20 protein-coding genes are annotated in these 24287 nt (G+C 63.2%); 11 read left to right on the top strand and 9 right to left on the bottom strand.

All coding sequences use genetic code 11. The features are described 5' to 3' along the window. Nucleotides 1-13 precede the first annotated feature (13 nt). Nucleotides 14-2314 carry a Tex family protein gene (locus N8A98_RS05895; RefSeq protein WP_262169905.1) on the bottom strand — a complete coding sequence of 767 codons (2301 nt, stop codon included), beginning with the start codon at nt 2312-2314 and terminating at the stop codon, nt 14-16. A gap of 170 nt (nt 2315-2484) precedes the next feature. On the opposite strand from N8A98_RS05895, the gene N8A98_RS05890 reads away from it, so the two are divergent. The 6 genes from N8A98_RS05890 to N8A98_RS05865 all read left to right on the top strand — a co-directional run bounded on the left by N8A98_RS05890 (nt 2485) and on the right by N8A98_RS05865 (nt 7871). Then, nucleotides 2485-2871, top strand: coding sequence for a hypothetical protein (locus N8A98_RS05890; protein WP_262169904.1), 387 nt, complete (start codon nt 2485-2487; stop codon nt 2869-2871). 54 nt (nt 2872-2925) lie between these two features. Further along, the gene (locus N8A98_RS05885; RefSeq protein ID WP_262169902.1) at nt 2926-3450 is read left to right on the top strand and encodes a YcnI family copper-binding membrane protein; all 525 of its coding nucleotides are present in this window, start codon (nt 2926-2928) and stop codon (nt 3448-3450) included. 203 nt (nt 3451-3653) lie between these two features. Beyond that, nucleotides 3654-5237 carry a copper resistance CopC/CopD family protein gene (locus tag N8A98_RS05880; protein ID WP_262169901.1) on the top strand — a complete coding sequence of 528 codons (1584 nt, stop codon included), beginning with the start codon at nt 3654-3656 and terminating at the stop codon, nt 5235-5237. A 110-nt stretch (nt 5238-5347) separates the two neighbouring features. Beyond that, entirely contained in the window at nt 5348-6268 is a 921-nt protein-coding gene (locus tag N8A98_RS05875; RefSeq protein WP_262169900.1) for a VOC family protein, read from the top strand. A gap of 44 nt (nt 6269-6312) precedes the next feature. Next, a complete protein-coding gene (locus N8A98_RS05870; RefSeq protein WP_262169899.1) occupies nt 6313-7314 on the top strand; it encodes a zinc-binding alcohol dehydrogenase family protein in 1002 nt (333 codons plus the stop codon). An 11-nt stretch (nt 7315-7325) separates the two neighbouring features. Further along, nucleotides 7326-7871 (top strand): DUF924 family protein, encoded by a 546-nt coding sequence (locus tag N8A98_RS05865; RefSeq protein WP_262169897.1) that lies wholly within the window; start codon nt 7326-7328, stop codon nt 7869-7871. 3 nt (nt 7872-7874) lie between these two features. Here N8A98_RS05865 and N8A98_RS05860 read toward each other — a convergent pair whose 3' ends face one another. Continuing rightward, nucleotides 7875-8786: a sugar kinase gene (locus tag N8A98_RS05860; RefSeq protein WP_262169896.1), complete on the bottom strand. Its 912-nt coding sequence runs from the start codon at nt 8784-8786 to the stop codon at nt 7875-7877. A gap of 200 nt (nt 8787-8986) precedes the next feature. Between N8A98_RS05860 and N8A98_RS05855 the strand changes: the two genes are divergently transcribed. Then, complete coding sequence (locus N8A98_RS05855) at nt 8987-10456, top strand: mannitol dehydrogenase family protein (protein WP_262169894.1); 1470 nt, start codon at nt 8987-8989, stop codon at nt 10454-10456. A 123-nt stretch (nt 10457-10579) separates the two neighbouring features. On the opposite strand, the gene N8A98_RS05850 is transcribed toward N8A98_RS05855, so the two are convergent. The 5 genes from N8A98_RS05850 to N8A98_RS05830 all read right to left on the bottom strand — a co-directional run bounded on the left by N8A98_RS05850 (nt 10580) and on the right by N8A98_RS05830 (nt 17194). Next, complete coding sequence (locus tag N8A98_RS05850) at nt 10580-11734, bottom strand: iron-containing alcohol dehydrogenase (RefSeq protein WP_262169892.1); 1155 nt, start codon at nt 11732-11734, stop codon at nt 10580-10582. A gap of 157 nt (nt 11735-11891) precedes the next feature. Next, nucleotides 11892-13274 carry an aldehyde dehydrogenase family protein gene (locus N8A98_RS05845; protein WP_262169890.1) on the bottom strand — a complete coding sequence of 461 codons (1383 nt, stop codon included), beginning with the start codon at nt 13272-13274 and terminating at the stop codon, nt 11892-11894. A 161-nt stretch (nt 13275-13435) separates the two neighbouring features. Next, nucleotides 13436-14797 (bottom strand): glutamine synthetase family protein, encoded by a 1362-nt coding sequence (locus N8A98_RS05840; protein WP_262169888.1) that lies wholly within the window; start codon nt 14795-14797, stop codon nt 13436-13438. A gap of 77 nt (nt 14798-14874) precedes the next feature. Further along, nucleotides 14875-16389 carry an amino acid permease gene (locus N8A98_RS05835; protein WP_262169886.1) on the bottom strand — a complete coding sequence of 505 codons (1515 nt, stop codon included), beginning with the start codon at nt 16387-16389 and terminating at the stop codon, nt 14875-14877. A 34-nt stretch (nt 16390-16423) separates the two neighbouring features. After that, nucleotides 16424-17194 carry an N-formylglutamate amidohydrolase gene (locus tag N8A98_RS05830; RefSeq protein ID WP_262169884.1) on the bottom strand — a complete coding sequence of 257 codons (771 nt, stop codon included), beginning with the start codon at nt 17192-17194 and terminating at the stop codon, nt 16424-16426. 100 nt (nt 17195-17294) lie between these two features. Here N8A98_RS05830 and N8A98_RS05825 point away from each other — a divergent pair, with 100 nt between their 5' ends. Beyond that, nucleotides 17295-18140 carry a MurR/RpiR family transcriptional regulator gene (locus N8A98_RS05825; protein WP_113123990.1) on the top strand — a complete coding sequence of 282 codons (846 nt, stop codon included), beginning with the start codon at nt 17295-17297 and terminating at the stop codon, nt 18138-18140. A gap of 191 nt (nt 18141-18331) precedes the next feature. On the opposite strand, the gene ppk2 is transcribed toward N8A98_RS05825, so the two are convergent. Beyond that, a complete protein-coding gene (gene ppk2 / locus N8A98_RS05820) occupies nt 18332-19189 on the bottom strand; it encodes a polyphosphate kinase 2 (protein WP_262169882.1) in 858 nt (285 codons plus the stop codon). A gap of 92 nt (nt 19190-19281) precedes the next feature. Between ppk2 and N8A98_RS05815 the strand changes: the two genes are divergently transcribed. Continuing rightward, entirely contained in the window at nt 19282-20571 is a 1290-nt protein-coding gene (locus N8A98_RS05815) for a sensor histidine kinase (RefSeq protein WP_262169880.1), read from the top strand. A 388-nt stretch (nt 20572-20959) separates the two neighbouring features. On the opposite strand, the gene N8A98_RS05810 is transcribed toward N8A98_RS05815, so the two are convergent. Next, nucleotides 20960-21544, bottom strand: a complete 585-nt coding sequence (locus N8A98_RS05810) for a GcrA family cell cycle regulator (RefSeq protein ID WP_113123992.1) — start codon at nt 21542-21544, stop codon at nt 20960-20962. Nucleotides 21545-21904: 360 nt separating this feature from the next. On the opposite strand from N8A98_RS05810, the gene N8A98_RS05805 reads away from it, so the two are divergent. Beyond that, nucleotides 21905-23104 (top strand): aspartate aminotransferase family protein, encoded by a 1200-nt coding sequence (locus N8A98_RS05805; RefSeq protein WP_262169878.1) that lies wholly within the window; start codon nt 21905-21907, stop codon nt 23102-23104. Between the two features lie 127 nt (nt 23105-23231). Further along, nucleotides 23232-24164 carry an ornithine carbamoyltransferase gene (gene argF / locus N8A98_RS05800; RefSeq protein ID WP_262169876.1) on the top strand — a complete coding sequence of 311 codons (933 nt, stop codon included), beginning with the start codon at nt 23232-23234 and terminating at the stop codon, nt 24162-24164. Nucleotides 24165-24287: the final 123 nt, after the last annotated feature.

The raw sequence follows: 24287 nt of genomic DNA, 5'->3' as shown, positions 1-24287 counted from the left end.
GGAATGGTGGCGATCACCGCTCCCTTTTGCGCATCGCCTCGTTGAGGCGGTCGCCGAGCGAACCCAATGAACCGCTCGGCTGTTGCGGCGGACGCTGCGAGGGGCGGACCGGCTTGTCGCGGGGCGTGTCGCGCGGGGCATTGACGTCAATCTCGCGGCGCATGGTCAGGCCGATGCGCTTGCGGGGCACATCGACTTCGACAACGCGGACCTTGACCACGTCGCCGGCCTTGACCACGGCATGGGGGTCCCTAACGAAGCTGTCGGCCAATTGGGAGACGTGCACCAGCCCATCCTGATGCACCCCGATATCGACGAAGGCGCCGAAGGCGGCGACATTGGTCACCGTGCCTTCGAGTTGCATGCCGGGTTTGAGATGCTTGATGTCATCGACACCCTCGGCAAAGGTCGCCGTCTTGAAGGCGGGGCGGGGATCGCGGCCGGGCTTTTCCAGCTCGAGGAAAATGTCGCGCACGGTGGGCAGGCCGAAGCGGTCATCAACGAACCGGGCGGGATCGAGCCCGGCCAGCGCCGATTTGTCACCCATCAGGCTGCGCAGGTCGCGCCCACAGGCGGCGACGATCTTGCGGGCCACGCCATAGGCTTCGGGGTGAACCGAGGAGGCGTCGAGGGGTTCGGCGCCATTGCTGATGCGCAAAAAGCCGGCGCATTGCTCGAAGGTGCGCTGGCCCAGCCGCGGGACTTCGAGCAGGGCCTTGCGGGTGGGGAAGGGGCCATTGGCGTCGCGGTGGCTGACAATGGCCTCGGCTACCGATGAGCCCAGCCCTGAAATGCGGGCGAGGAGCGGGGCGGAGGCGGTGTTGAGATCGACGCCCACCGCGTTCACCGCATCTTCCACCACGCCATCGAGCGAGCGGCTGAGCCGGTATTGATCGACATCGTGCTGGTATTGGCCGACGCCGATCGCCTTGGGCTCGATCTTGACCAGTTCGGCCAAGGGGTCCTGGAGGCGCCGGGCGATGGAGACCGCGCCGCGCAGCGAGACGTCGAGATTGGGGAATTCGGCGGCGGCCAGTTCGGAGGCCGAATAGACCGAGGCGCCGGCTTCCGAGACGATTACCTTGGTGGGCTTGGGGGTGGGCAGGCGCTCGATCAGGTCCAGCACCAGCTTTTCGGTCTCCCGGCTGCCGGTGCCATTGCCGATGGCGATCAGCTCCACCTTATGCTTGGCGATCAAATGCTTGAGGCTGGCTTGCGCGCCCGTCACATCGTTGCGCGGCTGGAAGGGATAGACCGTATCGGTATCGAGCACCTTGCCGGTGGCGTCGATCACCGCGACCTTGACGCCCGTGCGAATGCCGGGATCGAGCCCCATTGTGGGGCGGGCGCCCGCCGGGGCGGCCAGCAGCAGATCCTTGAGATTGCGGGCAAAGACCGCGATGGCTTCCACCTCGGCCCGTTCGCGCAATTCCACCATCAGATCGACCGATAGCGACACGCGCAACCGCGTGCGCCAGGCCCAGCTGGCGACCTCGCGCAGCCAGGCATCGCCGGCGCCGGGGCCCTGGGCTTCAAGGGCACCGATCACCAGCCGTTCCACCGGCTTGACCGGATCGGTCACATCCGCATCGACCTCGATTTCAAGGCTGAGCATGTCTTCGTCGCGGCCGCGCATCATGGCCATGGCGCGGTGTCCGGCCACTTTGGTCCAGCGCTCGGAATGGTCGAAATAATCCGAGAATTTGGCGCCGGCCTCTTCCTTGCCGGTCACGACGCGCGCCCGCAGCATGGCCTTGTCGCGCATATGTTGGCGCAGCCGCCCGAGCAGGGCTGCATTCTCGGTCAGGCCCTCGATGACGATATCGCGCGCGCCTTCCAGCGCTTCCTTGGTGCCGGGCACTTCGGGGTTGATATAGGCAGCCGCCAGCACCACCGGATCGGCGCGACGGTCGGCCAGGATCGCCTCGGCCAGTGGGCCCAATCCGCGCTCCCGCGCGATTTCCGCCTTGGTGCGGCGCTTGGGCTTGAAGGGCAGGTAAAGGTCTTCCAGCTCCGCCTTGGTCGCCGCGCCCATGATCGAGGCGGTGAGCAGCGGCGTCAGCTTGCCCTGCTCCTCGATGGATTTCAGAATCGTCGCCCGCCGCGCCTCGAGCTCGCGCAGATAGCCCAGCCGCTCGGCCAAGAGGCGCAATTGCGTATCGTCCAGCCCGCCCGTCACTTCCTTGCGGTAGCGGGCGATGAAGGGCACGGTCGCCCCGCCATCCAGCAATTCGATGGCCGCCAGGGCCTGAGCCGGGCGGGCCGCAATTTCAGTGGCAATCTGGGTGGCGATACGGGTGTCGAGGTCGGCCATAAGTGTGTCGGATGCTCCAAATCGAGGCGCGACCATATCGGGCTTGCTCGGGGGATGACACCCAATGGCCCGTGATATCCTCAGCTGACGTCGCGAGGCCACCTGCGACATCTGCAGCCTTGTGGCAGAGCGAGCCCCGCGCTACAGCCTTACCACGGGGGAAGGTTTGCATGCCGTTTCGCAACAGGACCATAGCACGTGAGATGGGCGCCGCTTTTGCGGTGCTGGCCATCTATGTGCTGACGCTCCTGGCGCCGCTGCATCAGGCCGCCGGCCTGCAGCGCGATCTGGCCAGCATCGGCTTTGCAACCGATAGCGGCTGGTCGATCTGCGCGCCCTTGGCCCAGGATGCCGACGGCAACAAGACCACGGTCGCGGTCAAATGCGCCGCCTCCGGCATTGCCAAGAACGAACTGGCGGCGGTGGAGCCGGCAGTGCTGCATGTCGGGATCATCCGCATTGGCGAAGTCGTCGCCTATGTGCCACGACCCGCGCCCGATGCCTTCGCTCTGCCCGCCCATATCGGGCAAGCGCGCGCGCCGCCAGCTTTGGCCTGACCCAAGCGGCAGCTTTGCTGCCAATCAGACCATTTTATTTTGCTGGAAATCATCATGATCCGTATTTTTGCTCGCGCGGCCGTCGCCGTCGCAACCCTTGCGGCCCTGTCCGTGCCCGCCTTTGCCCATGTCACGCTCGAAGTGAAAGAGGCCAAGCTGGGCTCCACCTATAAGGCCGTAGTCCGCGTGCCGCATGGCTGCGGCACCGAGGCGACCACCACGCTGCGCATCCAGATCCCCGAGGGTTTTTACAATGTGAAGCCCATGCCGCATGCCGGCTGGACGCTGGAAACCATCACCGGCCCCTATGCCGGCAGCTATGATAATCATGGCACGACCGTCACCGAAGGCGTCAAGGAAATCGTCTGGTCGGGCGGCAGCCTGCCCAACGAATTCTACGACGAATTCTTGTTCCGTGGCACTTTTGCCAGCACGCTGGAGCCGGGCCAGTTCTACTTCCCCGTGGTGCAGGAATGCGCCAGCGGCGAGGAAGCCTGGATCGATGTGACCGGCGCTGAGGATGCCGAAATGCCCGCACCGAGTTTGGAACTGCTGCCGGCGGATGCGGTGGGGCATTAAGATCTTTCGACATTCAGGTCTTACGGTGAGCTAGGCAAGCCACGCTCCGCTTCCCTCCCCCTTGAGGGGAGGGATTGAGGGTGGGGGTTCTGAAACCTCCATAGGCAAAGAGTTTGTGAAGGCCGCAGAACCCCCACCCTAGCCCTCCCCTCAAGGGGGAGGGGACTGATCGGGGCTCTCAGAGTTCAGCCATGGAGTGCGCCATGCGCCATTCACGGATCATCCTTGTTTTCGGCCTGCTGCTGGCCCTGCTTGCGCCAATGCAGGCCTGGGCGCATGCGCAATTGCTATCGACCGATCCTGTCGAAAACGCCGTGCTGGATAGCGCCCCGCAGGCGGTGCAGCTGCAGTTCAACGAGCCGGTCAGCCCGCTCGCCATCAGCCTGATCGACAGCGCTGGCGGCAAAACCGACCTGCTTGCCGACACGACCGGCGGGGAAATTGTGGCGGTGACGCTGCCGGCTGAACTGCCCCAGGGCACCCATGTTCTGAGCTGGCGGGTCGTGTCCACCGATGGCCACCCGATTGGTGGCTCGCTGGTGTTTTCCATTGGCACGATCACCGGGGCTGCTGCGGCAGAGGTGAGTGATCCCGCTGTCGCTGTGATCCTGTGGGCCAGCAAGGCGGTGCTGTTCATCGCTCTGTTCGCCGGCATTGGCGGGGCGGTGTTCGGTTCGGTTGCGGGCCTGCCGCCGGGGGCGCAAAGGACCGCCATTGGCCTGGTTATTGTCGGCCTGCCGGCTGCCGCACTCAGCCTGTGGCTGCAAGGGCTCGACGCGCTGGGCCTGCCGCTGCTGTCCGCCAATCAGCGCATTTTGGCGACCGGCTTTGCCACCAGCTATGGCGCGACGGTTCTCGCCATCGGCGTCGGATTTCTGCTGGCGCTGGTTGCGCTGTGCATGCCTAGGGGCAAGGTATCGGCGGTGTTTGCCTGGCTTGCGCTGATCACTGGGGCACTGGCGCTGGCGCTGAGCGGCCATGCCGGCGCCGCCAGCCCGCAATGGCTCACCCGGCCAGCCGTGTTCCTGCATATTGCGGGCATTATCTTCTGGGTCGGCGCGCTGCTGCCGCTGTTTTTGTTGCTGCGCGAGCGCAGTGTTGCGGCGGACCATGGGCTGGCGCAATTCTCCCGCTTCGTGCCCTTTGCCGTGGCGCCCATCGTGGTTTCCGGCGTGACGCTGGCGGCGATCCAGATGGGTTGGCCCGGCCCGCACTGGCTGGCGCCCTATGGCCTGATCCTTGGCGCAAAACTCTGTCTGCTTGCCGTGCTGTTTGGCCTGGCGCTGTGGAACCGGCAATGGCTGACCAAGCCGGCTCTGGCTGGCGACGCCAGTGCGCGGCAGCGGCTGCGCCAATCCATCGTGCTCGAAGCGCTGCTGATCCTCCTCATTCTGGGCCTCGTGGCCGGCTGGCGTTTCACGCCGCCGCCGCGGGCGCTCGCCACGGTCGAGGCGAGTGTTCCCGCTGAGCCACTGATGCTTCACCTGATGGACGCCAAGACCATGGCCATGGTCAGCCTCACGCCGGGGCAGGCGGGGCCGGTGGCTCTGGACATCTGGCTGAGCGACCTTGAGGGCCTGCCGATCTCGCCAATCGAGGTTTCGGTGACGCTGTCCGAACCCGCTTTGGGCATTGAACCGTTCAAGCGCGCGGCCATCGAACAGGACGGCGTCTGGCGTATCGAGGGACTGACCATTCCCGTGCCCGGCATCTGGCACATGGAAATGGACATCCGCGCCAGTCGGTTTGAGCTGGTCAAGCTGGCCGAGGACATCGAAATCCCCTGATTATCGTCGATCCGTAGCCAGACCGATCACACTGTTCGATGAACTGGGGATGCCCGGCGGGCTTGGGGGCGCCTATCTCTAGGCTCAATCATCCATGCAAGGAGGCCATCGTGATCGATGCCAGCATCCAGACCGATGTTCGGTCCCAGCCTGTCCTGCCGCTGACCACTCGTCTGGGTCCGGTCCATATCGCCGTTACCGACCGGGCCCGCGCCCTTGCCATCTGGCAGGATGTGGTGGGGCTCGATCTCATTGCCGAACAGGGCAATGAGCTCACTCTCGGCGCCGGCGGCAAGCCGCTGATCGTGCTCGAAACCGGCGCCGTTCGGTCCAGCCAGCGCCATACGATCGGGCTGTATCACGTCGCCATTCATGTGCTGCATCGCGTCGATCTGGCGCAGATGGCGGTGCGGGCCTTGCAGCGCAATGTGCGGATTTCGCCCACCGACCATCTGGTGTCCGAGGCGATTTACCTGTGGGACCTCGATGGCAATGGCATCGAAATCACCTTCGAGACGCCCTGGCGCGGCACGTTGAGCGATCCCGACAAGGGGCATTATGCCGTGACCAAGGAGGGCAAGCCGCATTCGGGCCGCGACCCCATTGATCTCGATGGTCTGCTGGCGGAACTGGGCGAGAACCCCGTGCTCGCGCTGCGCATGCCGGCCGGCACGCGGATTGGGCATGTGCATGTCCATGTCAACGACCTGCATATGGCGATGGATTTCTATCGCGACGTCATCGGCTTTGCCGGCTTCCTGTTGATCCAGTCCTTCGGCATGGGTGATGTCGGGCTCGATTACATGCCCCACACCATTGCCTTCAACATCTGGTCCGGTCCCAATGCCGGCCTGCCGCAAGCCGGCTCGGCCGGACTGCGCTGGTTCACCATCGTCGTGCCGGATGCGGCGACGCTGGATGGCGTCAAGAGCCGGCTGGCTGCGGCCAATGCGCCGATTGCCGAGGTGGATGGCGGTGTGGAAACGCAGGATCCGTTCGGCAATCGGCTGAAAATTGTGGTCGAAGCCTAGGCTAACATGTTAGTTCTCCCGCCAATGAGGTGGGAGAACCAGACATGCGAGCCATTTCCTGCGCCGCGCCGGGCGAACTGGCATTGATCGAGATCGAACGGCCCGCGCTCAAGCCCGGCTGGGTGCGGGTCGGCATCCGCCATATCGGCATTTGCGGTACCGATTATCACATCTACGAAGGCAAGCATCCGTTCCTGCAATATCCCCGCATCATGGGGCATGAACTGAGCGGGGTGGTGCTCGATGCCAATGGCGCGGCAAGCCTGCGCGACGGCGATCCGGTGGTCGTCAACCCCTATCTGCCCTGCGGCCATTGCCCGGCCTGCCGCGAAGGCAAGACCAATTGCTGCGAAACGCTGAGCGTGCTCGGCGTACACGGCGATGGCGGCATGACCGAAGAAATCGTCATACCCGAGGCCAACCTGTATCCGGCGGGCGATCTGTCGCTGCGCGATGCGGCCATGGTGGAATTTCTGGCCATTGGCGCCCATGCGGTGCGGCGCACCGAACTCAAGCCGGGCTGGCGTGTGCTGGTGGTGGGCGGCGGGCCGATCGGGCTGGGCGCGGCGTTTTTCGCGCGCATTGCCGGCGCCGATGTCACCATTCTCGATGCCGCCGCCGATAAGCTTGCGGCGGCACGCGGCTTTGGCTTTGGTGCGGCTTCGCTGGCGGATCGCGAGGGCGAGGCGTTCAAGGCCAAGATGGGCAGCGGCTTTGACGCCGTGTTTGACGCTACCGGCGCCATTCCGGCCATGAACCAGGCGATCCACTATTGCCGCAATGGGGGCGCGCTGACGCTGGTTGGCGTGGTTAAGGGGACCCTCAGCTGGGAAGACCCCGAAATCCACCGGCGCGAACTCACCATCCGCGCCTCGCGCAATGCCACGCGCGAGGATTTCGAGCATGTCATGGCGGCGATCCGGCGAGGCGAGGTGCCCACCGACCGGTTGGCCACGCATGCCACGAGTCTGGACGATGTGCCCAAAAATCTGCCCAAATGGGCGCATGAACGCGAGGGGCTGATCAAGGCGATCATCACGGTTTAGGGGAGCAGGTCATGCGCAGCAGTCACGATGTCATCCGCTTCTGGTTCATCGACCATGGCAAGGACGATTGGTTCGGCGGCAAGCCCGAATTCGACGCGGTTTTGGCGCAGGCGTTTGCGCAAAGCCATGCCGAAGTGGCGCGGGGCGAAGCCTGGACCTGGCGGCGGACATCGGAAGGGCGGCTGGCCGAAATCATCGTGCTCGACCAGTTCTCGCGGCAATTGCATCGCGGTTCGGCCGAAGCTTTCGCGCAGGACAAGATGGCCCTGGTGCTGGCGCAGGAGGCCATCGCCGCCGGAGCCGATCAGGCGGTGCAACCGGCGTGGCGAGCCTTCTTCTACATGCCCTTCATGCATGCCGAATCGCTGGTCATTCAGGAGGAGGGCGTGCGCTTGTTCACGGCGCTGGGCGATGCCGAGCAACTCGCTTTCATGAGCGGTCACCGCGACTGCATCGCCCGCTTCGGCCGGTTTCCGTTCCGCAATGCGGCACTGGGGCGGCAGAGTTCGGCGGCGGAGCTGGCCTATATGCAGGAGCAGGGGGGCCGGGCGTTTTGAGCTCTACCGCACCAGCTTCGGATCGACCAAAGCGCCCTTTTGCCCGATGACCACGCCGGCCACGCGATGCGCGGCTTCGGCGGCTTCCTGCAGTGACTTGCCTGCAAATCGCGCGCTGAGATAGGCGCCGTTAAAGCTGTCGCCGGCGCCGGTTGCATCCACCACCTTGGCGCCCGGCTTGGGCGCGACCTTGACGCGTTCGCTGGCGGTAGCGATCAGCGCCTCGCCGGCGCCGTCCTTGACCACGACTTCCTCGACGCCCAGTTCGAGATAGCGGTCGGCGGTTTCCTCCACCGATTTGTCGCCGAACAGCGGAGCTTCATCGGTGTGGGTGGGCAGCACGATATCGCAGAGCGTTGCGGCGGCCGTCAGCACCGAGGCCATGACGCGTGGGCTGGTCCACAGGGCCGGGCGCAGATTGGTGTCGAAGACGATCTTTGCGCCCGCGTCGCGCGCCCTGACGATGGCGCCCAGCAGCCGGCCGCGGGCGCGGGGCGCGAGGATGGCCAGGGTGATGCCCGAGAAATAGACCATGCTGGCGCCGTTCAGCGCTGTGTGCAGCGCTTCCTTGTCGTCGGCCAGAAGCTTTGCCGCCGAGGTATCGCGCCAATAGGTGAAGTGCCGGTCGCCCTTGTCCTGGTGGATCATGTAGAGGCCGGGGCGACGCCCAGCGACGGTGCGGATATGGCTGGTGCCGATATCATGGGCTTGCAGGAAAGTGCGGATATCGTCGGAATAGCGGTCTTCGCCCAAGCCGGTGAAATAATCGACCGACCAATCCTGGCCCAGCAGCGCCCGCATATACCAGGCGGTATTGAGCGTATCGCCCGCATAGCCCAAGCGGTATTGGCGATCCTCGCCCCCGCTCATCTCGATCATGCATTCCCCGATGCTGACGAAACGCTGCTGTGCCAAACCGCCTCTCCTACCCTGTTGCAAGTGGCTTACCCACGGTGTCATTCCCGCGCAAGCGGGAACCTCTGTTTGTGAGGGAACGGAGGTCCCCGCTTTCGCGGGGATGACATCGTGTGTAGGACGGGTATTAGCTCGTCAATGATCTTCCATACAAGATGGAAGGCCTCTATAGTGACGCCGATTTAGAGCCGGAGACTTTCATGACGCGCCTTAGCGCCACCAGCCTCGCCGCCATCAAGCAGGGCGTTGCCGTTCCCGATTATGATCGCGCTGCGATCACCCCCGGCATTGTCCATCTGGGCATCGGCGCTTTCCATCGCGCGCATATGGCGGTCTATGTCGACGACCTGCTCAAGGACCAGCCCGACTGGGCCATTGTCGGCGCCAGCCTGCGCCGCCCCGATACCAAGGACGCGCTGCAGCCGCAGGACGGGCTTTATACCATTGCCGTGCGCGACGCTGCCGGTACCCATCCGCGGGTTATCGGTTCGATCCTGAAAGTGCTCGACGCCAATACTGAGCGCGAGGAGCTGCTGGCGCTGATGGCCAGCCCGCAAATCCGCATCGTCTCGCTGACCGTGACCGAAAAGGGCTATTGCCACGATCCGGCAACGGGCGAGCTCGACCAGCGCCATCCCGATATCGTCTATGACCTGGCCAATCCCACGGCGCCGAAATCGGCCCCCGGCATGCTGGTGGAAGCCCTGGCGCGGCGGCATGCGGCCGGGATCACCCCCTTTGCGGTTATGAGCTGCGATAATCTGCCTTCCAACGGGGCGACGGTGAAGCGCATTGTCAGCAAGCTGGCGAGCCTGCGCGATGCGGCGCTGGGCGCATGGGTTGCCGACAAGGTGGCTTTCCCCGGCACCATGGTCGACCGCATCGTGCCCTCGACCACCGATGCTGACCGCGCCACGGTGGCCGAATTGATCGGGACGGAGGATGCCTGGCCGATCATGACCGAGCCGTTCACTCAATGGGTGATCGAGGACAATTTCCCCGATGGGCGCCCGGCCTTCGAGCGCGCCGGCGCGCAACTGGTGGAGGATGTCGAGCCCTTCGAGCGCATGAAGCTGCGCATGCTCAATGGCAGCCACTCGACCATGGCGTATCTCGGTTATCTGGCGGGGCACGAATATGTCTCCGACGCCATGGGCGATCCGGCTTTTGTGGCGCTGATCCATGGGCTGATGACTGAGGAAGTCATGCCCACGCTCGATATGCCCGGCACGGATCTGGGCGCCTATCGCGACCAATTGCTGGAGCGGTTTGCCAATCCGGCGCTCAAGCACCGCACCTGGCAGATCGCCATGGATGGCAGCCAGAAATTGCCGCAGCGCCTGCTCGGCACCATCCGCGACCGGCTGGCCACGGGGCAGAGCATCGAGCGGCTATCGCTCGGGGTGGCGGCCTGGATGCGCTATGTCATGGGCATTGACGAAAAGGGCGAAAATATCGACGTGCGCGACCCGCTCGCCATGCGGATGATGGCGATTTCTGCCGGCGCGGGCGGCGATCCGGAGGAACTGTATGAGGGGCTGGTCGGGCTGACCGAAGTGTTCGGCGACGATCTGGCCGACAATGAGGTGTTCGGCGCCGATGTGGTGGAACACCTCGATAGTTTGTTCGATGTGGGCGCGGCGGAGACGGTGCGGGAGATTGTGGGGTAGGAGGATACCCCCTCCTAGCCTCCCCCTGACAGGGGGAGGGACCGCCTTGTGGCTAGAACTCGATCAGGTTCCAAGAGTGGAGAGATCCCTCCCCCTATCAGGGGGAGGTTAGGAGGGGGTATTCTAAACCCTTCCCTCCATCGCCCGATCGAAAATCTCCAGCGCCCGCGCCTTGGTCAGTTCCACCGGATTGCCCCCCGCCGTGGGATCGACAATCGCCATATCCCCGATCAACTCGCGTTTGCTGCCATCCACCTTGAACTCGGCCAGGGTATGCGGCACGTCGAGCCGCAGGCGCAGGCCGATCACTGCGTGCAGGAACGCCTCAAAGGTTGGCGACAGGCCCAGATACGCGGCCAGCCGGGCGATCTTGGCTTCGATGACTGGCTTATTGACCATCAGCACATAGGGCATGAACACCGCATTGGTCATGCCGTGATGGGTGTCATAGAGCGCGCCCACCGGGTGGCTCAGCGCGTGGATGGCGCCCAGTCCCTTCTGGAAGGCGGTGGCGCCCATGGCTGCCGCGCTCATCATATGGCCGCGTGCTTCGACATCGTTGGGGTCGGCCACGACCTTGGGCAGGTTTTCGAACACCAGCCGAATGCCTTCCACCGCAATGCCATCGGCCAGCGGGTGATAGCCCGGCGCGCAATAGGCTTCGAGGCAATGGGCCAGCGCATCCATGCCGGTGCCCGCGGTGATGAAGCGGGGCATGCCCACCGTCAATTCGGGATCGGCAATCACCACCTTTGGCATCATCAGGGGGTGGAAGATGACCTTTTTGGTATGCGTCGTTTCGTCCGTGATGACACCGGCGCGGCCGACTTCCGAGCCGGTTCCTGCCGTGGTCGGCACGGCGATGATCGGGAAAATCCCCTTGGGATCGGCGCGGGTCCACCAATCGCCAATGTCCTCGAAATCCCACATCGGGCGGGTCTGGCCGGCCATGAAGGCGATGACCTTGCCCACATCGAGGCCAGAGCCGCCGCCAAAGGCGATGACGCCATCATGCCCGCCCTCGCGCAAAACCTTGATGCCGGCTTCCACATTGGCCGAGATCGGATTGGGTTTCACCTCGGCGAAGACACCCACCGGAATGCCCGCATCCCTCAGCAGCTGGATGGTCTTTTGCGTCACCGGCAGATTGACGAGACCGGCGTCCGTGACGAATAGCGGCTTGGTAATGCCGGTGGCCTTCAGCACTTCGGGCAGTTCAGCGATGCGGCCGGGGCCAAACTTGATAGCGGTGGGGTAGTTCCAGTTGGCTTTGGTCATTTTGGGCCTCGTTGTTTGGGGGCCACTGGCCCCTGCACCGCCGTCATTGCCGGGCTTGTCCCGGCAATCCATCGCGGGATCGCGCTGGCGGCGGCATTGACCACCGGGACAAGCCCGGTGGTGACGATGGACGGGGAGCGGTGGGGGCTCCCCGGAATTAAACCCGCTTCAGATGAAACGACTTGGGCTGGCTAAGGTTCGCGTAACCGATTTCGCTGAGGCCGCCGCCCTTGCCGGTGTCTTTCACCCCGGTCCAGACCAGAGCCGGATCGAGATAATCGCAGCGATTGGCAAAGACCGTACCGGTCTCGATCTTGGCGCCCAGCTTGGCGGCGGTGTCGAGATCCTGCGTCCAGATCGAGGCGGTCAGGCCATAGGGGCTGTCATTCATCAGGGTGACGGCCTCGGCGTCGTCGGCCACTTTCATGATGCCGACGACCGGGCCGAAGCTCTCTTCGCGCATCACGCTCATCTGGTGATTGACGCCGGTGAGCACTTCGGGCGCCAGATAAGGCGAGCCGGGTTTGTCGAGCGCATGTTTGGAATTGAGATGCCGCGTCGCCCCGCCGCGCACGGCCTCTTCGGTCTGCTGGCGGACGTGATCGGCGAAGCTGCCGCGCGCCATGGGCCCGACAATGGTGTCGGCATCAAGCGGATTGCCCAGCGTCCAACCCTTGGCATTGTCGATGAAGCGGGCGACGAAATCGTCGTGGATCGAGGCATGCACATAGATGCGCTCGACGCCGCAGCAGCTCTGCCCGGAATTGAAGAACGAGCCATCGACCAGGTTTTCGACTGCATTGGCCACATTGGCATCCTCGCGCACATAGGCGGGGTCCTTGCCGCCCAGCTCGAGCCCCAATGTCGCAAACGTACCAGCAGCGGCCTGCTCAATGCGGCGTCCCCCCTCGACCGAGCCGGTGAAATTGATGTGGTCGATCTGCCCCGAGGCGATCAGCTTTTCGGTATCGGCATGGCCAAGCACCAGGTTCTGGAAAAGGCCCTCGGGCAGGCCGGCCTGGCGCGCGGCAGCGGCAAAGCGCTCGCCGGCCAGCAGCGTCTGGCTGGCATGTTTGAGAATGATGGCATTGCCCGCCATCAGCCCCGGGATGATGGAATTGACCGCGGTGAGGAAGGGGTAGTTCCAGGGCGCAATGACCATGACCGTGCCCAGCGGCTCGCGGGTGATATAGCGGGTAAAGCCTTCCTTGCCGGTCTTTTCGGCCGGAGCGAGGGCTTCGGCGGCCAGGTCGATCATATAGCGCGCGCGTTCTTCGACGCCCCGCTTTTCTCCGCCGAAGCGGATCGGGCGGCCCATCTGCCAGGCCAGTTCAGGCACGATCTCGTCATTCATACCCAGCAGCGCATCGACGAAATGGGAAACGATCTTGCCGCGCTCGGCAATGGTCAGCTCCCCCCAGCCCAGTCGTGCCGCCTTGGCGCGGGTGACGGCGGCCGAGATTTCGGCGCCGCTGGCGAGCGGGCGCTCGGCATAGACAGAGCCGTCGATGGGCGAGATGATTTTGATCGTTTCGGTCATGCTATTGGCCTCTAAAACTTGTGGCACCGTTCCGCCCCAGCACCGCGCTCGCCCTCGGGCTTGACCCGAGGGTCACTCGTGGACTGGCGTGCGGTCAAAGTGGTCCTCGGGTCAAGCCCGAGGAAGAGCCCGGTGGGGTGGACGGGCTTGGGTGGATCGCGCTAGCTCCGCTCGAACCCGCGTTTGAGTTCCCAATCGGTCACGCGGCGATCATATTCTGCCTGTTCCCATTCCGCCGTATGCACGTAATGGCCGATCACCTGTTCGCCAAGCGCCTCTTTGAGCATGCTCGACTGGCGCAGTGTTTCGATGGCTTCGCGCAGGGTCTTGGGAATTTCGCGCAGATTCTTGGTCACATAGGCGTCGCCGACAAAGGCGGGTTCAAGCTCGAGCTTGTCTTCGATGCCCTTGATGCCGGCGGCGATCAGCGCGGCGATGGCGAGATAGGGGTTGAGGTCAGCCCCGCCCATGCGGCATTCGACGCGGATGGCTTTGGAATGTTCGCCGCAGAGGCGGAAGCCGGCGGTGCGGTTATCCGGGCTCCAGATCGCCTTGGTGGGCGCGAATGTGCCGGCCTGAAAGCGCTTGTAGCTATTGATATAGGGCGCGAGGAAATAGGTGATGTCGCGGGCATAGGCCAATTGCCCGGCCATGAAATGCTTCATCAGCGCACTCATGCCGCGCTCGTCCTTGCCATCGACGAATAACGGCTTGCCCGATTTATCGGCCAGCGACATGTGGATATGGCTCGACGAGCCGGCCAGCGCATAATCCCACTTGGCCATGAAGGTCACGGCCTTGCCCTGGGCATAGGCGATTTCCTTGGTGGCATTCTTGAGCACGACATGGCGGTCGGCCATTGTCAGCGCGTCCGAATATCTAACGTTGATCTCTTCCTGGCCCGGGCCCCACTCGCCCTTGGAGCTCTCCACCGGAATGCCCGAGGCCTGCAAATGCTTGCGCAGGGCGCGCATCACGCCTTCTTCCTTGGTGGTCTGGAAGATGTGGTAATCCTGGATGTAGTCTCCCGCCGTCTGGGCCGTCCGATAGCCCTTCTGGCTGATCGTGCGATAATCGTCGTCGAACAGGTAGAATTCGAGCTCGGTCGCCGCATTGGCGGTATAGCCCATGGCCGAGAGCCGCTCGATCTGGGCCTTGAGAATGGCGCGCGGCGAATGCGGAATGGGTTCGTGATGGTGATGATCGCTCAGATCGCACAGCACGATGGCCGTGCCTTCGAGCCAGCTGGCCTTCATTAGGGTGGTCAGGTCCGGCTTCATGACGAAATCGCCATAACCCTTGGCCCAATTGGCTGCCTCATAGCCGGGCACCGGCTCCATATCGATGTCGTCGGCCAAGAGGTAATCGCAGCCATGGGTTTCGTCATGGGCGGTTTCGAGAAAATACTCGGCCTGGAAGCGCTTGCCGATCATGCGGCCTTGCATGTCGGGGAAGGCCACGAGCACGGTATCGATCCTGCCGGCAGCGACATCCTCGCGCAGCTCTTCCAGTGAATAGGCCATATTTCCCTCGTTTGTTTTTGTGGCTTGCCCGCCCGCAATGCCCCTCCGGCATCGCGAGCGGGAGTAGAACCTAGCCCTTACGCAATGGCCTTGTGTTCCAGCGCGAACTCTTCTTCGGGCGACATGATCAGCTTGTGGCGGCCGACAATGGCGAAGTAGACGATGCCCACCGCGCACCACAGCACGACCCAGATCACGCCCTTGAAGAAGTTCGGGTCCTGGAGCTGGTAGAACAGGGTGACGGCAGCGATGATGATGGTCAGCACAGCGCCCGGAATGCCCACCGGCGAGCGGAACGGCCGCTCGATATTGGGCAGGTTGCGGCGCAGGATGATGAAGCTGAGCGCCTGCATGATGTAGCTCAGCATTGCGCCGAACACCGCCATGTTGAGCAGCACCGAGCCGATAATGTCATCGCCCAGCTGGGTTTCGCCGGCACCGCCACCGCCATTGACGAACCAGATCACCAGCATCACGGCCAAGCCCAAAAGGGCCCCCGAGACCATGGCGACATGTGGCGTCTTGTATTTGGGATGGGTCACCGACAGCGCGGAGGGGAAATAGCCCGCCCGGCTGAGCGAATAGACCTGCCGGCCCTGCGCATAGAGGATGGTGTGGAAAGAAGCGACCAGACCGATCAGGGCGACGATGCCAAAGATCGGCGCAGCAGCGTCACCATAGATGGCGCGGATACCCTGCAATGCCGGCTCGAGCGAGGAGCCCAGGCTGAACGAGCCGACGCCGGCAATGGATGGGTTGAGCAGCACGATCATGAACGCTGACAACAACAGCGTGCAGAAGCCGAGCAGGATGCCCTTGGGCATGTCGCGCTTGGGATCAACCGATTCCTCGGCCGCCAGCGGCACCTGCTCGATGGCAAGGAACAGCCAGACCGCGAAGGGCAGGGTGGCCAAAACACCTTGCCAGCCAAAGGGGAACCACGAGCCATTGCCCTCGGGCAATTCGACCGCAGCGCCATCCGGGCCGACGCCGATATTGAGCGCCCAACGCGAGAAATCGATATGGGGGAAGGCGCTGAACCAGAAGAACACCAGGCCCGCCAGCGAGATCAGCGTCACGACCAGCGTGACCTTGTAGCTGAGCGCCACGCCATAGATGTTGAGCGCGAGGAAGATGGCGAAGAACACGATCCACAGGATCGGGTAATAGGCGGTGTCGAGCCCGGTAATCGAGCCGAAATAGCCCGAGATAAAGGTGACGATCACCGCCGGGGTCAGCACATATTCGACATTTTCAAACAGGCCCGTGATGAAGCCGCCCCATGGGCCCATCGAAGTGCGGGCGAAGGAATAGGCTGCCCCGGTATGGGGCAGAGCCGGGCTCATTTCAGCGATGGATGAGACCAGGCCCAGATACATGATGGCGATAATGCCGGCGGCGACGACCATGCCGCCCCAGCCGCCGGTCATGAAGCCGAAATTCCAGCCGGAGAAGTGGCCGGAAATCACCGCGCCGACGCCCAGCGCCCAGAGCGACCAGATGCCCGCATAGCGGGTGAGCCCACGTTTTTCGAAATAATCCTTGTCGCGTGTCGCATAGGCGACACTGCCGACCTTCCTTGTCTCAGCCATAATCACGTCCCCTGATTGTTAGCCCCGGTAGAGTCTAGACTGCCATCGCCTCTTTCCGCGCCAATCGTGCGGCCTCAAGACAACGGGCCAGCCGGTCGGCCCAGAGGGTCACGCCGGCGGGTTCGAGAATTTCGTCATTGCGGATTTCGATCATGGTGGCGTCGAGCCCGCGGCCATCGCCATGCTTTTCCAGCGTCAGCGTCACGCCGTTGAGCGCGGCATAGGGCTCGTTCCAGCCGATATTCAGCTGCGGTGCTTCGGCCTTGAGCGCATCGAACAGCCCTTTGGTATAGCGTGTGTCGGTGCCATGGATCAGCCCAATCGGCCAGGGTCGGGCCACGCCATGATAGACCGGCGTGAAGGAATGCATGCAGACCAGCACCGTCTCCTGCCCCGCATGGCGGCGCGCTTCGAGCAGGGTTTCGATCGCGGCGTGATAGGGCTTGTGGAAATGGGTGATGCGGTATTGCCGCTCTTCCGCATCGACTTTCTCATTGGCGGCAATTCGCGTTGCCTCCGACAGCGTCCAGATCAGATCCGGCGCGTCCAGATCGCGATTGCAGTCAATGATCAGCCGGGAGACGGTGGATTGCACCACGGGCGCATCGAGCAAATGCGACAGCTCGCGGCTCACCGCCAGCGCGCCAGGGTCCCAGGCAATATGGCTGACCCGCTCGGCATGGCTCAGCCCCAGATCGCCATATTTGGCCGGCAGCTGATTGGAGGCGTGGTCGCATACGATGACGAAGGGCGATTGCCCCCGCGCATTGAGAACTCGAACCGATTTTTCTGCGCTAACGTCCACTTTCCCTCTACGCGTGGCCAATTAACTTCTGTATCAAGTGTTCCGTAATTGCAAAATCTGTCAATACTGAAATCTGAATTTCAGAAAACGGGGGGCGATCTTGGAGGGAAAAAGCGTCGCGGCGCGCATTCACGATGCCATTCACCGGCTGACCCCAGCCGAAAAGCGTGCAGCACGCGGCCTGCTCGGCGCCTATCCCACACTGGGCCTGGCCCCCGTCGCCGAATTCGGCCAGCAGGCCGGCGCCAGCTCGGCCACCGTGCTGCGTTTCGTCTCGCAATTGGGCTACAAATCCTATCCCGATTTCCAGCGCGCTTTGCGCGATGAGCTGGAGGAGCGCGCCAAATCGCCCTTGCAGCGCGGCCAATCGGCCAATGTCGGTGCCGGTGGCGACAATCATTTCCTCGATCGGTTCGTGAGCCAAGCCGCCGATAATCTACGCGGTTCTGCCGGGCTGATCCCGCCGTCGGAATTCGAGGCGGTGTGCCAGCGCATCGCCGAGGCCAAGGGCCAATGCTATCTGGGCGGCGGCCGCTTCACCGATTTCCTGGCCGGCTATATGGAAGCGCATTTGCGGTTGATCCGCCCCGGCATGCGCCGCTTCGACGGCCGCCCGGCCACCCGCGCCGACCAGATGATCGACGTGCGCCCCGGCGATACGGCCATACTGTTCGATGTGCGGCGCTATGATCCCAGCCTGCTCGAAGCTGCGGGGGAACTGGCGGCGCGGCGGGCGCAGATCATCCTGATCACCGATGAATGGATGAGCCCAGTGTCGCGCTATGCCAAGCTGGTGCTGCCCTGCCGCACGGCGCTGGATCGGACATGGGACGCCAACGGATCACTGTTCACGCTCGTCGAGGCGATCATTGCGCGGGTGACGGAACTGGCCTGGCCGATTGCCAGCAAGCGGATTGGCTCGATTGAGCCGGGTGGGGTGCCGTAGGAGGTATGTTTCGGCATCCGAGTACCCCCACCTGGACTCACATCCTCCACGGTGTCATTCCGGCGCAGGCCGGAATCCATGTCCGTGGTGCGCCGCATACATCCAGCGCCGGGATGGCCTTCAGCATGGATTCCGGCCTGCGCCGGAATGACACCGCGTTTTGAATGCGTTCAGAGTAACACTCCTTCCCCCTACTCACTCTTCTTCAGCTTCAAAAATGCATCCGCGCTCATCTTGATCTTGGGATCGATCTCCCCAATCGCCTTGGGGCTCTTGCCCTGAAAATCCAGGGTGTCGAGCACGGTGCGGATGACGTTGAGGCGGCCCCGGCGCTTGTCATTGGCGCGGATCACCGTCCAGGGCGCGTGCTTGCTGTCGGTGCGCTTGAGCATCACGTCGCGCGCTGCCGAATAGGCATCCCACTTGCCCAGGGCCTCGAGATCGATGGGCGAGAGTTTCCACACCTTGAGTGGATCGTGGCGACGGTCATGGAAGCGCTTGAGCTGCATTTCCTGGCCGATCGACAGCCAGAACTTGAACAGGTGAATACCGTCCCGCGTGATGCGTTTTTCAAATTCGGGCGCTTCGTCCAGGAACGCCTCGGTCTGCTCGGGTGTGCAGAACCCCATTACCGGCTCCACCCCGGCCCGGTTATACCAGGAGCGGTCGAACAGCACCGTCTCGCCAGCCGCTGGCAGCCAATCGACATAGCGCTGGAAATACCATTGCGTGCGCTCGCGATCATTGGGCTTGGGCAGCGCCGCGATCAGATTGTAGCGGGAATTGAGATTTTCGAGATAGGCCTTGATCGTGCCACCCTTGCCGGCCGCGTCGCGCCCCTCGAAGACGATCACCACGCGCTCGCCGCTCGCCTGCAGATGGGCCTGCAACAGCACCAATTGCCGTTGCAGATTGTACATCTCGGCTTCATAAATCTTGCTGTCGAGCTTATCCTCGTAAGGGTAGCCGCCCGAACTCATGGCGTGCTTTTCAATGGCCTTGGGCAGGTCTGGATCTTCAATATCGAAGCCCTCGAAGGGATCGCTCATGGTTGTCGCTCCGTTGTCATCTTGAACGTGCTATGAAGCCGCCCTTGAGTGCAAGGGCCACGATGAAGCCCTCGATTCTGCATTGGCGCAACATGGACCAAAAGACCGCATCGCCGCCTGCTTCTGCCCTGACCCAGATCCTGGCGCGGCTTGGCGCCCAATCGAGCCTGCTGGCCGGAATTTTCGGGGTATTCGTTGCGCTGGTGCTGTTTGGCTGGCTGCCTTTGTTGCCCGCTATTATCGCCTTTCTCGCCATTGCCGCCGCCATGGCCCTGCTGCCCGTTGGCGTGGTGACGCTGACCAAGACCGTGCCGGCGCCGGCCATGCCCCTGCTGGTGGCCAATGAGCAGATCCCCATCACCGCCTTTGCCGACGCGCTGACCGATCCGTGTTTCGTGCTCGATAGGCGCGCCGTGGTCGTGCATGCCAATGCGGCGGCGCGGCAGCAATATACCAATGTGCTGCCGGGCAATCCGATCACCTTCTCGCTGCGCAATCCCGAACTGGTGCAGGCCATTGACGCCGTCATCCGCAGCGGCACGACCCGCACCATCGAGCTGCATGAAACCCTGCCGTCCGAAACCTGGGACAAGGTGATCGTCGCCCCGTTGCGCCGCGAGGGCGCCGACTGGTTCGAGGACGAGGCCCGCCAATTGGTGGTGACCATGCAGAGCCTGACCGAGCTCAAGCGGGTCGATGCGCTGCGCAGCGATTTCATCGCCAATGCCAGCCACGAATTGCGCACGCCCCTGGCCTCGCTGCTGGGCTTTATCGATACTCTTTTGGGTCCGGCCGCCAAGGATGCGGCGGCGCGCGAAAAATTTCTCGGCATCATGCGCGGCCAGGCCGAGCGCATGAGCAAGCTGATCGACGATCTGCTCAGCCTCTCGCGCATCGAAATGCACCAGCATGTGCGTCCCACCGGCTCCATCGACCTGGCCGGCCTGTTGCGCGAAGTGCGCGAGGGCCTGATGACCCAGGCCAAGGCGGCCGAACTCGATATCGTGCTCAGCCTGCCATCGGGCACCGCCATCACCACGGGGGATCGCTCGCAACTGTATGAAGTGTTCGAAAACCTGCTCGACAATGCCATCAAATATGGCGCGGACGGCAAGACCATCGAAGTCAGCCTGACCCCGGCGGGCCGGGCGGGTTTCCAGCATATGGTGACCGTGGTCGATCACGGGCCGGGCGTGGCGCCGGAATATGTGCCCCGCCTCACCGAGCGCTTCTACCGCATGGACGCCGATATCAGCCGCAAGAAAAAGGGCACAGGCCTGGGGCTGGCTATCGTCAAGCACATCGTCAACCGCCACCGCGGGCAGTTGGTCATCCGCAGCAAGGTGGGCGAGGGGATGCGGGTGGACGTGTTGCTGCCGTAGTCGGCCGCTTTTCCAAGTTGTGGCTCTTGCCCTCCCTCCCCCTTGAGGGGAGGGCCGGGGAGGGGGTCTTTGCGGCTCTTGCGCCAAATCCGACCGACCCCCACCCTCAATCCCTCCCCTCAAGGGGGAGGGAAGCAATAAAGCCAAGGGCGTTGTGGCCGGCTGGTCTCCATATCAACATCAACCACAGTGTCATTCCGGCGCAGGCCGGAATCCATGCTGAAGGCTATCCCGGCGCCGGATGTGTGCGGCGCACCACGGACCTGGATTCCGGCCTGCGCCGGAATGACATTGCGGAAGGTGACGGTTGCGGAGCACCCCCACACCACCGCCAAACAAAAAGGGCGCCCCCGGCGCCCTCTTGTCATGTCCAGCTATGTCGCAGCGCCTAGCGGCGCTTCTTGTCGACCTGGTGATAGGCGCGGCGCGAGTGGAATTCGCAATAGGGACCGCTTTCGAGGCTATGTTGGCCGCAAAAGTAAAAGTCCTTGGTCAGCGGGTCGCCGATCGGCCACTTGCAGGTGCTCTCGGTGAGCTGCAGCAGGTTGAGCCTCTTGTCTTCGGGAATGAAGAGCTCCGCCGCGGCCGGCGCGACATAAAGATTGGTCTCGATCTCGGGGCTTGCTGCCAGAGCGGTGGCACCCATGGTCTGCGGGCGCGGCATGCTCATGCGGGCCTTGACGGCGCCGCCCATCATGCTGGCGCCGCCACTGCCGGAGGAGAGGCTGGCCGAGGGGCTTGCCACCCGGCGCGGAGCCGGACGCGGCGCCGGACGGGCGCGCGGCGCGGTATTGGTGGGCTTGGCTCGGGCCGAAAGCTTGAGGCGATGCACCTTGCCGATAACCGCATTGCGGGTAACGCCCTGGCCCAGTTCCCCGGCGATCTGGCTGGCACTGAGGCCTTCCATCCAGAGCTTCTTCAAAGTTTCGACGCGCTCGTCAGTCCAGCCCGCCGCTTGTGCTCCTGAATCCATCGTCAAAACAGAATCCTTCATTGTGCTGCCAAATTGGACCTTGGCAGCCGTAAACTCTAGCGGTCGTATGTTAGGCGGGTCCGCCACACGAGATATCGTGTCCCCAACGATCAGGAGGATACGCCATGGGCTGAATCAGGATCAAGAGTCAGGGAAGGATATCCCCGAATATTCACTGGTTAAAATTGCCTTAACGATCATTGAGTCAAATCAGGCACTTGGGCCTGGAACATTGACTTATCTGACAAAAATGGCCTAACTCTGACCCGCAAACGCGCTGCGCAACGAGCGCGTTTTTGATTTTTGTGGCGCGAATGCCACGCCCCTCACAATTGTGCTTGCACCAGAAGGAATGACCATATGTCTGCGCTCTACGGCACCTATGCCCGGTCCGAACTCGCTTTCGAGCGGGGCGAAGGCATGCGCCTGTATGACCAGCATGGCCGATCCTATCTCGATTTCCATTCCGGCGTCGCCGTCAATGCCCTGGGCCATGGCGATGCTCATCTGGTCACCGCACTGAAGGCGGCTGCCGAAAAGGTGTGGCACACGGCCAATACCTTCACCATTCCCGAGCAGGAACGGCTGGGCCAGCGGCTGGTGGATGCCACCTTTGCCGATGCGGTGTTTTTCACCAATTCGGGCGCCGAGGCCATCGAATGCGCCATCAAGACGGCACGGCATTATTTCTGGGCCAAGGGCCAGCCCGAGCGCTACGAAATCATCGCTTTTACCGGCTCCTTCCATGGCCGCACGCTCGGCACCATCGCCGCCGGCGGCAATCCCGATTATCTGCAGGGCTTCGGCCCCGCAGCGCCTGGCTTCAAGCATGCCAAGCCGGGTGATCTCGACAGCGTCAAGGCGCTGATCACCCCGCAGACCTGCGCGATCCTGATCGAGCCGGTGCAGGGCGAGGGCGGCGTGACGGCCATGAGCCCCGAATTCATGCAGGGTCTGCGTAAGCTCTGCGACGAGAGCGACATGCTGCTCGTGCTCGACGAAGTGCAGTGCGGCTATGGCCGGACCGGGCGGTTCTTTGCCTATGAATGGAGCGGCATCACCCCCGATATCGTGGCCGTGGCCAAGGCTATCGGCGGCGGCTTCCCGCTGGGCGCGTGCCTCGCCAAGGGCGATGTCGCAGCCTCCATGGTGCCCGGCACGCATGGCTCCACCTATGGCGGCAATCCGCTCGCTTCCACCATCGGCAATGCCGTGCTGGACCGCATTCTGGCGCCCGGCTTTATCGATCACGTCAACCAGATGGGCCAGAAACTGGCCTGGCATTTGCAGCAATTGGCCCAGCGCTATCCCGATTACGTGCTCGAACTGCGCGGCAAGGGCCTGCTGGCCGGCATCAAGATTGCCCCGCCCGTGCGCGATCTGGTCTCCCGCCTGCGCGACGATCACCAACTGCTGACCATTGCCGCCGGCGACAATGTGCTGCGTCTCTTGCCGCCGCTCATCGTCACCGAGGCCGACATTATCGAAGCGGTCGAGAAAATTGCCGCCGCTTTTGACGCGATCGAGGCCGAAACGGCGTCGGTTCCGGCGGTGGGGTAACATGACCTCTACCGTGTGGCATTTTGGGCGTCGACGACGCGGCTTGTTCCCTCCTCCCTGAGTGGAGGAGGAGCAGACACGCGGCATTTTGCCGACCATATCAGCGTCACATAAGGAAACCCGGCCCATGACGACGACCGGCACACCAAACCATTTTCTCTCGATCGACGATTTCACCTATCCCGAACTGCGCGGCATGCTTGACGCCGCCGTCTCGCTCAAGGGGCGCCTTAAGGAAGGCGACCGGCCGCAATTGCTCAAGGACAAGGTCCTGGCGATGATTTTCGAGCGCCAGTCGACCCGCACCCGCGTCTCTTTCGATGTCGGCATGCGCCAATTGGGTGGGGAGACCATCATGCTCTCCGGCCAGGAAATGCAGCTCAGCCGCGAGGAAACCCTGTCCGATACGGCCAAGGTGCTCAGCCGCTATGTCGATGCGATCATGATCCGCATCCTCTCCCATGCCGATCTGCTCGACCTGGCCGAGGCCGCCACCGTGCCCGTGATCAATGGCCTGACGCGCCGCGCCCATCCCTGCCAGATCATGGCCGATCTGATGACCTTTGAAGAGCATCGCGGCAATATCAAAGGCGCCAAGGTCGCCTGGGTCGGCGACAGCAATAATGTGCTGCATTCCTGGGTGAATGCGGCCGAGCTGTTCGAGTGCCATTTGACCATTGCCGTGCCGGATGAATACAGCCCGGAAAAGGACCTGATGCAGGATATCCGCCGGGCCGGCGACTATGTGAAGCTGATCGAAGACCCGCGCGAGGCCGTCGAGGGTGCGGACCTCGTCATCACCGATACCTGGGTGTCGATGGGCGACGTCGACGTGGCCGAACGCCGCCGGGTCTTGAAACCGTACCAGGTCAACACCAATTTGATGGCGCTGGCGGACAAAAACGCTCTTTTCATGCACGACCTGCCCGCCCATCGCGGGGACGAAGTGACCGACGAGGTGATCGATGGTCCCCAATCGGTCGTGTGGGACGAAGCCGAAAACCGCCTGCACGCCCAAAAAGCCATACTGTGCTGGGCCTTCGGGGTAGCGACGAATTAGCGGACCTGTCCGCATCCATTGAGGTCATTGCGCCCATAGTGTCATCCCCGCGAAAGCGGGGATCTCCGTTTTGCTTGAACGGAACAGTGACACGGCGGGATGTGCAGTGACCCGGTGGCGCGT

It is taken from the genome of Devosia neptuniae, from assembly GCF_025452235.1.
In the GTDB taxonomy this organism is placed as follows: domain Bacteria; phylum Pseudomonadota; class Alphaproteobacteria; order Rhizobiales; family Devosiaceae; genus Devosia.
Note: the sequence above shows the minus strand (reverse complement) of the source record. Positions and strands in the feature narration are given on the sequence as shown.

Coding starts and splice junctions, on each gene's coding strand:
- N8A98_RS05895 (WP_262169905.1), bottom strand. CDS start 2,314: ATGGCCGACCTCGACACCCGTATCGCCACCCAGATTGCCACTGAAATT.
- N8A98_RS05890 (WP_262169904.1), top strand. CDS start 2,485: ATGCCGTTTCGCAACAGGACCATAGCACGTGAGATGGGCGCCGCTTTT.
- N8A98_RS05885 (WP_262169902.1), top strand. CDS start 2,926: ATGATCCGTATTTTTGCTCGCGCGGCCGTCGCCGTCGCAACCCTTGCG.
- N8A98_RS05880 (WP_262169901.1), top strand. CDS start 3,654: ATGCGCCATTCACGGATCATCCTTGTTTTCGGCCTGCTGCTGGCCCTG.
- N8A98_RS05870 (WP_262169899.1), top strand. CDS start 6,313: ATGCGAGCCATTTCCTGCGCCGCGCCGGGCGAACTGGCATTGATCGAG.
- N8A98_RS05865 (WP_262169897.1), top strand. CDS start 7,326: ATGCGCAGCAGTCACGATGTCATCCGCTTCTGGTTCATCGACCATGGC.
- N8A98_RS05855 (WP_262169894.1), top strand. CDS start 8,987: ATGACGCGCCTTAGCGCCACCAGCCTCGCCGCCATCAAGCAGGGCGTT.
- N8A98_RS05850 (WP_262169892.1), bottom strand. CDS start 11,734: ATGACCAAAGCCAACTGGAACTACCCCACCGCTATCAAGTTTGGCCCC.
- N8A98_RS05845 (WP_262169890.1), bottom strand. CDS start 13,274: ATGACCGAAACGATCAAAATCATCTCGCCCATCGACGGCTCTGTCTAT.
- N8A98_RS05840 (WP_262169888.1), bottom strand. CDS start 14,797: ATGGCCTATTCACTGGAAGAGCTGCGCGAGGATGTCGCTGCCGGCAGG.
- N8A98_RS05835 (WP_262169886.1), bottom strand. CDS start 16,389: ATGGCTGAGACAAGGAAGGTCGGCAGTGTCGCCTATGCGACACGCGAC.
- ppk2 (WP_262169882.1), bottom strand. CDS start 19,189: ATGAGCGATCCCTTCGAGGGCTTCGATATTGAAGATCCAGACCTGCCC.
- N8A98_RS05815 (WP_262169880.1), top strand. CDS start 19,282: ATGGACCAAAAGACCGCATCGCCGCCTGCTTCTGCCCTGACCCAGATC.
- N8A98_RS05810 (WP_113123992.1), bottom strand. CDS start 21,544: ATGGATTCAGGAGCACAAGCGGCGGGCTGGACTGACGAGCGCGTCGAA.
- N8A98_RS05805 (WP_262169878.1), top strand. CDS start 21,905: ATGTCTGCGCTCTACGGCACCTATGCCCGGTCCGAACTCGCTTTCGAG.
- argF (WP_262169876.1), top strand. CDS start 23,232: ATGACGACGACCGGCACACCAAACCATTTTCTCTCGATCGACGATTTC.